Annotated in this window: 2 protein-coding genes and 1 pseudogene; 2 read left to right on the plus strand and 1 reads right to left on the minus strand. The window is 37.9% G+C overall.

What is annotated here, in order from left to right; genetic code table 11:
* Positions 1-157: 157 nt before the first annotated feature.
* Entirely contained in the window at positions 158-550 is a 393-nt protein-coding gene (cadR, locus tag FTV48_RS14520) for a Cd(II)/Pb(II)-responsive transcriptional regulator (RefSeq protein WP_000550240.1), read from the minus strand.
* Positions 551-639: 89 nt separating this feature from the next.
* Between cadR and FTV48_RS14525 the strand changes: the two genes are divergently transcribed.
* Both FTV48_RS14525 and FTV48_RS14530 read left to right on the plus strand, forming a co-directional pair.
* Positions 640-1,920, plus strand: a complete 1,281-nt coding sequence (locus tag FTV48_RS14525; RefSeq protein ID WP_004668302.1) for a cation transporter — start codon at positions 640-642, stop codon at positions 1,918-1,920.
* 63 nt (positions 1,921-1,983) lie between these two features.
* Positions 1,984-2,145, plus strand: a pseudogene (locus FTV48_RS14530) (IS6 family transposase); the annotation flags it as partial.

A 2,145-nucleotide genomic window follows, 5' to 3' on the forward strand; every position in this document is an offset into this window, starting at 1 on the left:
AATACCAGCGCACAGCCCAAAGAATGATTTCGCCCTGAAAATGCCGACCATGGAAAGGATTCATATGCTGCACCTTTAGCTAAAACAGTCTTCAGCTTACCATTCGTGGTTATTTGCAACAGTGCCGATTTTTTGAAAAAAGCATAGGTCTAGATAATCAAGCTAGATTTTTTAAAACTCCACATTGGTCAATTGTACATAAACCATCACAAGTACCTCTTAAATCAGATAGTTGTTCAATAAGCTTTTGTTGCTTGATTATATTTTCTCTGATAGCACTGACATGTAAGTCAATTAATTCATTCACATCTGAACAATTTTTCTCAGGTTTGTCTTTATAGGTAAGTAATTGACGAATTTCATTCAAACTCATATTTAAAGTTCGGCAATTCAAAATAAATTTAATTCGCTCAACATAGCCTACATCGTAAAGGCGGTAATTTCCTTCCGTTCTTTCCGGTTCCGGAATTAAACCTTCCTTTTCATAAAACCTAATTGTTAATACTGAACATGAGGTTTTTTTAGAGAGTTCACCAATTTTTAAATGCATTGAGTTAGTATTTCCAAAGATTCTTGACTCTATAGTAACTATAGGGATTCTAATATTCAAAGTTTATAATTTTTTTAATGGGTATAATTATGAGTGGTTGTGGATGTAGTAAAGAAACACCATGCGAAGATAAGAAATCTCAACAAGAAAATCATCCATCAATTGCAGAAGCAAACAATTCAAAGAATTGTGATAATACGCTTAGCTGTTGTGGTGAAGAGGAAGAAAAAAAATCTTCATCTCCTTGCTGTAACACTTCAAACAGTTGTGAAGATACCGCTCAATCCTGTTATGGTTCTGATCCCAAAGAAAATTTAAGCACTGAAGACGTTTTAAAAGATTCGCACTACATGAGTGAATACTTAGTTCCCAAAATGGATTGTTCTGCGGAAGAACAGATGGTTCGTATGGCGCTATCTTCAATTGATGGTGTTCAAAAACTCATCTTTGATTTACCTAACCGTTCTTTAAAGGTTCTACATAATCAAAAAGATGAAAATATAACCACCAAACTTGAAGCTTTGGGTTTTGGTGCAAAGCTTGTGAAGACTGAAACTTATATAAGCAATCAACAGGCTAAGCAAACAAGTACCTACACCATTCCTAAAATGGATTGCTCTGCTGAAGAGCAAATGGTCCGTATGGCTCTTGCAGATATTGAAGCAGTTAAAGGTCTTACTTTTGATCTTCCCAATCGAAAACTGAAAGTCTTCCATAATGAAGGGATTCAGCAAATTACGGCTAAACTCGAAGGACTGGGTTTTGGGGCGAAACTTGATGAAACACAGCTTTCTTCAGGCGATATACCTAATGAACCTGATCCTGTGAGACAAGCTAAAGTACTTAAACTGTTATTAGGTATTAATGCTCTACTTTTCTTTATAGAATTCATCAGCGGTATTATTGCTGCGTCTACAGGATTGATTGCTGATTCTCTAGATATGTTTGCCGATGCAGCCGTTTATGGTATTGCGCTATATGCCGTCGGAAAAGCTGCGAAATATCAAATAAAAGCAGCCCATTTCGCAGGTTGGATTCAGTTATTACTTGCTGTTATCGTGATTGTTGATGTCATTAGACGATTCATGTTTGGAAGCGAGCCAGAATCAACGCTCATGATTGTTATTGGCCTGCTCGCACTTATAGCTAACGTGACATGCTTATATCTTATTTCTGGTCATCGAGAAGATGGCGCACATATGAAAGCCAGTTGGATTTTCTCGGCGAATGACGTTGTCGTAAATATGGGCGTTATATTTGCCGGTGTACTCGTGGCGTGGACGGGATCAGCTTATCCAGACTTAATCATTGGCATACTGGTTTCTTTATTCGTACTTAATGGTGCCCGAAAAATTTTGGCTTTGAAGTAAGGGCACTGTTGCAAATAACCACGAATGGTAAGCTGAAGACTGTTTTAGCTAAAGGTGCAGCATATGAATCCTTTCCATGGTCGGCATTTTCAGGGCGAAATCATTCTTTGGGCTGTGCGCTGGTATTGTAAATATGGCATTAGCTATCGTGAACTGCAGGAAATGCTGGCCGAACGGGGTGTGAATGTTGATCACACGACTATTTACCGTTGGGTTCAACGTTAT

It is taken from the genome of Acinetobacter sp. YH18001, from assembly GCF_013416975.1.
GTDB lineage: Bacteria > Pseudomonadota > Gammaproteobacteria > Pseudomonadales > Moraxellaceae > Acinetobacter > Acinetobacter pseudolwoffii.